The sequence below is a fragment of the Piscicoccus intestinalis NBRC 104926 genome (assembly GCF_001515525.1).
In the GTDB taxonomy this organism is placed as follows: domain Bacteria; phylum Actinomycetota; class Actinomycetes; order Actinomycetales; family Dermatophilaceae; genus Kineosphaera; species Kineosphaera intestinalis.
The window spans coordinates 23,211-29,314 of record NZ_BCNQ01000056.1 but is presented as its reverse complement, the minus strand read 5'-3'; the positions used below and the strand labels follow the sequence as shown (position 1 = coordinate 29,314).

Genomic DNA, 6,104 nt, shown 5'->3' with positions numbered 1-6,104 from the left:
CCTATGAACCTGGCGACCATGGTGGGCGCCTGCCTTCAGTTGCTCCGGTCCAATGCGTGGACTCTGCGCCCCGACGACGCCAAAGCGCGGCAGGGCGACGTGACCAAGGCGGCGAGGGCTGCGAACGACTCCTAGGAGGCGCCCGCGGATTTGACGCTGGTGTTGCTGATCGGGACGTCGATGCGGTCGCGAGCGACTACGACCCCGTCCTTGACGATGTAGCACTCGACAACGTGCTCTCCCTTGAAGCTGGAGTGCTCCATCCGGGTGTTCGTGCTGGTGGAGTCGATGACCTGGCCACGGATCATATTCCGCCGCTCGGCCTCCAAGCCGCGGTTGAGCACCTTCCACTTCAGTTCGTACGGCTCCTCGACCGTGCAGTTGGTGACGCGGAACTTCAACGTCCTGTCGGCCCTCAGCAGCGCGCCCGTGCGCAGCATGTCCCGGAGCTTCGCTGGCCTCCAGCCGTCCTGCGTGACTTCACAGTCGATGGTGACGGCCTCGGTGACGTCGACGGGGTACTTGCTCTCGATGAACTGCTCGGTGTTCTCGAACGACTGAGATGCCTCGCTGGTCGCGAGGGGCACGGCCGTCCCGAAGACTTCCCGCCACTTCTTGTTGGCCGACGACTTGCCCATTTCCTCGATCGCTTCGAGGCACTTGTTATACGCCTTCTTGGCCTTGGACTGGAACCGAGCCTTCACCGCGACTCTCTGGTTGCTCCCCAACGCGAGGTAGTAGTCCTTATCGGGCTCGTCTTTAAGGAACTCGAAGAAGGCGCGCACCATGAGGTCGAACGCGCCTGTTCCAGCCGAGTCGTAGTCGTCGGTCTGGGCGAAGAACCTGTGCACCAGAGTGTCGATGAGAAGGCCACCCATGGCCACGCCGTTGGAGTTCTTCCATGCGCGCGCCATGCGCGCTAGGTGGCGCATGTTCGTCGAGGTGCGGTCATTGCACTCTTTGGTGGCCGCGATTTCGTCGCGAGGCTTCGTGACCTTCCAGTCTTCCGCCTTGGTGTCCGGGTAGTCGAAGCTGCCGTCGTCGTTCTCGAAGGCCGGCTGCACCTCGAACTTGAACGCGTTGCTGGTGAACTGCACCCGTACTACGCACTGGTCGACGCGAATCGTGGTGTTCGGGTATCGCGCCTTCAGGTCGTCCCGGACACGCTCGAGCATCCTGTGAGGTCCCGTGTCGCTGTCGTAGTTGGAGCGGATTCCGGGTGGGAGGATGAAGATCATATCAAGGTCGGACACGCCCTTGATGGCTGTGTGTCGGCCGTAAGAGCCCACCATCAGCTTGTAGTCGGTGCAGCCGTCCTTGGAACGGAAGTCCTTGTTCAGCGCCTTCGTGATCTGGTCCCGGCGGGAGGAGACCGAAGCGGCCGTGTCGCCAACCTTCAGGTTCGCCAGTAGCGCGTCGAAGATTTCGGATGTCTTCATGATCACGCTTCTTTGTCGACGAGTCGGAGCGCTTCGGGGAGGAACAGGTCGATCTCACGAGGCGTGAACGTCATCTCCTCGTTGTGCTTGAGCCCTTCTTGCGCGCGGGCGAACGCCTTCGAGCTTGTTCTGGGGGCGGCGGAGTACGCGTCGCGGGTAGCCTCCTGCAGTTCGTCGCGACGAGCTTGTGCCTGCGTGTCGGAGATGTCACCGGACATCAGATCGGCGATCAGCGAGATGTAGGACTCACGGACAGCCCAGAGCCGGGAGGCAATACCGCGATGGGCGTCAGACTCCTCCGCGAACCGGAAAGTCTTGGCACCGAGACTCATCCAGCTCACCAGCAGTGCGATCGAGGACGTCGCGAGACTCGTCAGCACAGGATCGCCCAATAGGCCGACCACCGCAGCCAAGAAGGTTCCTGAGCTGATCGCCGTTAGGGCGATGAGCACGCCCTGCTGCCACCTGTGCTTGCTGAAGCAGATGTCCGCCTGCTTCTCGTGCGTCTTGTGGCTGTAGACCACTCGCCCGAACGACTCGCGCACCTGCGCCAGCAGATACGGATCGCGGCCGGACACCACTCCTTGCTCGTCCGCCACATCACTCCGATCATCGGTGTCTGGGAGAGCGCCTCCACCTTGGACCCGTCCGGTCTCCGCTCCCCGGAAGGACGACGACCGATGGTGATCGCCGCGTGCCCTCCAAGTATGAGCGGGACCACCGACAAGCGGTCACCGTCACCGCGTGCCCTCTTCCCGATGCTGCGAATCGGGCGTAGCGTTGTCCGCAGGGCGGATTCCTCCTCTGCAACGCGCCGCATGCGGCAGACCCTTCGGGTCACTCTCCAGCGCACCGCCTCACCAGAGTCGCTGTGCGATGGAGAGGAGCAAGAGCCATGATCCGTCTGATCTGGGCCGCGAGCGAACACACCCGGTACCTCCTGCGGCGGTACATGCCCACCAACATCCTGCTGGACGCGGTCCGCACTCGCCGCGGCTTGAAGTGGGGTGTCCCGGCGATGCTGCTGGCGGTGCCGTACCTGCTGGTCGCCAACGTCTGCGTCCAGATCGTCGATGGCGGCGGCCCCGGTTGGCTGCACCTGGTGGTGCTGTGGGCGATCTGGAACATGCTCAAGACGCTCTGGATCGGTCCGGTCAGCGTCGTTCTGCTGATCCGCGCCCGCCTCCGCGAGGCGCGTGCGGGTCGCATCCAGTCCGGAGATCACGAAGAGGGGCGTGCTCTCGCGTCAGCTTCTTGACGACTTGGATGCGGTGCAGAGCGAATCGGCCCTGTCAGCGCATATTGTGGTACTTGAAGGTCTCCAGCACGCCACGGTGGTCCATCAATCTCTGGTCGTAGCTGTCTTCACCGCCGAGCAGACGCACCCACGGCCAGTCAGGGATGCGCTGCCCAGCGTCGCGAAACGCGATCTCCGCGAGCGGCACGTTTCGGTCCTCCCAGGACCAGCCTTGTTCGCCCACGTACTCGCCGGACATCGCCCGGTAGGCCCCTGAGTAGCTGGCGTTCGTGCTCTCGTGGAGCAAGCTCATCCGGTACTCGTAGCCGTGGAAGGTGTCCTCATAGTCAGAGGCCTCGGGGATCAGTTCTTCGAAGATCGCGCGGACGTCGGCTTTGAGCAGGTGGCTCAACGGGTATGTCCAGCCATTGCCGCTGTTCCACCTGGGGAGAGCGTTCACCGAGTCCTTGTCGAGGACTCGGTAGGGGTGGATGACCTGGCAGGCAGGCAAGCGAATCTTCACTCCCATATCGACCGCGCCCATGACCTCGGTAGCGAGCTTGATCAGCAATGTGTCTCGCCCTCGTCGCGTCGCAGCGACCCCGACGGCCGTCTGAACGAGCAGCGCGGAGTAGAGCCGAGCCTGTTCGAGCACTTGCTGGATGGGGACACCCAGGCGGCGCACCGTACTGGCATCGAGTAGGCGTTCAAGGACGTCCATCCAGAGCCGGTCATGGTCCCCGCCCAGGTCGTGCCACACACCGGTCACGAGCAGAGCACACAACTGCCCGGACTGTTCCCGATGTGCCTCCAGCACTTCTTGGAGCGCTGCTGTGTCGAGTCCGTCGATGGCGAGCGGCTGATCCTTCACGCCTTCCACGACCTTGTCGGTTACTGCCATCACCAGGTCGTGTAGGTCGATACGGCGGACAGGATCGGGCAGGTACCGCTTCAAGCGCGCCACCGCCATCGCGGTCGTGAGCGGCGGCTCGGCGAGCCGGTCGAGCGCCTCCAGCGCGGAGGACAGGTCGCTGAACATCTCGTCCGCTCCCGCAGCCGGGACGATCTGGCCCGAACGCGCCGCGATCAGCTTCTGAGCGTTGACGCCCTTTCCGCTTCGTGCATCCCAGTACAACGGATAACGACGGTTCGGTGTGGACTCGATGAGCCGGACCAGCGCGGTGTCCCATTCGGCTGACCACCCCGAGACGATCAGGCCATACTCATCAAAGACACGAGCGAGCAGGGTCACCCATTCCTCCGGGTACTGATCGAGTTCGGCCGGAGTGTTCCGGGAACCGAGATCGAGATAGTCCCCGTGGACTTTGATCACTGTTGCCGGCGCATGCGCGAGCGGCTTCATGCCGTTGACTGCCTCTGGCCGCGCGATCACCTGCGGGGCGATCCCGACCGCGTCAAGCGCCTGCTCAATGAGACGGTCGAAGTTCGTGGTGACGATGACCTTCACCGATCCCCGCTTCACCAGCTCGGCAATCGCGAGATGCCCTCGGCTCGGCGTCTTGATCCCTTGTTCTCGTTCTTCCTCGGACGGCTCGAAGAAGTCCGCCAACAGTCCCTGCCTGGTCGCCGGCGTGGGTGCGAGCGCTTCAAGAAGCGAGGAGTAACCGAGGGGGGCGCCGTGGTGATCGTGCCACCACTTCTCGGGGTCCATGGCGGCATCCTCGATCGATGCGGGGTCCTCGACGGCTGCGACCCGACGCACCAGCTCGGTGACGACACCCCATCCAGTGGGCACACCAGCGCCGGTGGACACGCCAGAGCCCAAGAGCAGGGCGTACACGCCGGGCTGTGTCTGCATCGACGTCGCGAGCATCGCCAGCGGCGACAGGGGGTTGCTCATGTGCCTTCTCCCAGATGGTTGCTTACAAACCGCTGCGCACCCTGGGGTAGAGACCACCAATGCCCGCCGAACCCGAACGATTCGCGCTCCGCGCTGGTGAACACCTGCGTCATTGCCTCGGCGATCTTGCGTTCATCGGAGGCGGGGAACATCGTCGCGCGCGCGTCCGCGTCGGTGGCGACGACCTCGAACGCTGGATCGGCCCTGTCTTGGTTCATCGCGGATGCGGCCGGATACGCGCTTCCGTGATGCTGGCCTTCGGCGGCCACGATCAGGCAATACAGGATGTCGAACTGGCAGAGTGAGTTGAAGAGCGCATCGTCCTGCGCGAGGTCTCCGGGGTCGGGCACCGCGCTGTCGGGGACATCAGGACGCATTGCCGGTTGCTCGCTCATCAGTACACGCGCGGCAGAGATCATCATCCCGCCCTTGCCCTTCGGAAAGAGATCCGCTCGGCTCGCGTCGACCTGTCCATGTCTGATCCAGGACGAGTAGACGTACACGTCACCGCTGGGTGGATACGGACGAAGCGCGAGGTCGTGAACGACGGCCCACTGTCGAAGGCGGACAGCAAGGCTGCCAAGGACGTACACGCGCGTGATGATGTCGAGTCGCGCTGCGGCGTCTCCGTGACCGAGCTTGGCGTAGGCGTCGAAGAAGCTATCGATGGCCTTCTCGGCAACGGCGCGGCGCTCGAAGTACATCGCGTGAGCCGCGAGGATAGTGATCTTGTCCAGAGCCGTCCGGCGCTCATCGGGGTTGCTGACGAGTGCGGCGGCCTGTCCGAGAAGCTGTCGCAGGCGGATGTCGCTGTCGGCTTCCAAGTGCGACACCACCGCCTCGCCGAAGGCGTCGTCCGCCATCTCAACGGACAGCGGGACGAGGGCAGGCCCGGGGCCGCCGGCCCGCATGGCAGCAGCTAGGTCAGCGATCAGCGAGTCGACCTGTGCGCGGGCTTCCTCGCGGAGTCGTTGGTCGCGGAGGCTCAGCAGATCGTTCCAATGGGCGTGGCGAAGTGGAGTGTTCTTGGCCCCTTCGCGAACCAGAACGTCTCCCTCACGGAACACCACGACTTGCTTGCTGTTCTGCCCTTCGAACTGGCCCAGCTTGCTCATCGGCACCGGAAGCCCGTCCCGATGATGAGGGAAATAGATCAGGACGACCTCGTGTCCATCGACCTCGTGAACCTGCGAGATCGCATGGACCTCGCCGTCGATGTACTTCCTGATCGTGTCGCCCAACCGGGCGCCGTCGAAGCGAGCGCGATCGGCGATGGTGCCGGTGGGTAGAGCCAGGGCTCCGTCGTCACTGACACCGACCAGGATGTAGCCACCGGGTGGCCTGTTGCTCATCGAGACCGCATCCTTGACGAAGTTCAATTCGTCCTGCTTGGTCGTTAAGTCCAGTTCTGCCTAGAATTCCAAGTGCGTCTGCTCGGGCGACTGGAGCAGCTCAACCAGCTTCTCCCGGTCAGTACGTCCGTCAACGACGATCACGCTCGATCACCGCACCCGTCAACGTGACTGACAGCTGGGCGTCGAAGCCCGTGTCGGTGCGATCGACTACC

5 protein-coding genes are annotated in these 6,104 nt (G+C 63.7%); 1 reads left to right on the top strand and 4 read right to left on the bottom strand.

Annotation, left to right across the window (positions count from 1 at the left end):
- Window positions 1-131: 131 nt before the first annotated feature.
- Together PINTE_RS10605 and PINTE_RS10600 are read right to left on the bottom strand one after the other, a co-directional pair.
- Window positions 132-1,439, bottom strand: a complete 1,308-nt coding sequence (locus PINTE_RS10605) for an SMODS domain-containing nucleotidyltransferase (protein WP_068429951.1) — start codon at window positions 1,437-1,439, stop codon at window positions 132-134.
- A 2-nt stretch (window positions 1,440-1,441) separates the two neighbouring features.
- Window positions 1,442-2,038, bottom strand: a complete 597-nt coding sequence (locus PINTE_RS10600) for an SLATT domain-containing protein (protein WP_068429940.1) — start codon at window positions 2,036-2,038, stop codon at window positions 1,442-1,444.
- A gap of 296 nt (window positions 2,039-2,334) precedes the next feature.
- On the opposite strand from PINTE_RS10600, the gene PINTE_RS10595 reads away from it, so the two are divergent.
- Complete coding sequence (locus PINTE_RS10595; RefSeq protein ID WP_068429936.1) at window positions 2,335-2,697, top strand: hypothetical protein; 363 nt, start codon at window positions 2,335-2,337, stop codon at window positions 2,695-2,697.
- 34 nt (window positions 2,698-2,731) lie between these two features.
- Here the strand turns inward: PINTE_RS10595 and PINTE_RS10590 are convergent, their stop codons facing one another.
- Window positions 2,732-4,537, bottom strand: a complete 1,806-nt coding sequence (locus PINTE_RS10590) for an SIR2 family protein (RefSeq protein WP_157087174.1) — start codon at window positions 4,535-4,537, stop codon at window positions 2,732-2,734.
- A complete protein-coding gene (locus tag PINTE_RS10585) occupies window positions 4,534-5,916 on the bottom strand; it encodes an AlbA family DNA-binding domain-containing protein (RefSeq protein ID WP_068429930.1) in 1,383 nt (460 codons plus the stop codon). Before PINTE_RS10585 ends, PINTE_RS10590 begins: the two co-directional genes overlap by 4 nt.
- Window positions 5,917-6,104: the final 188 nt, after the last annotated feature.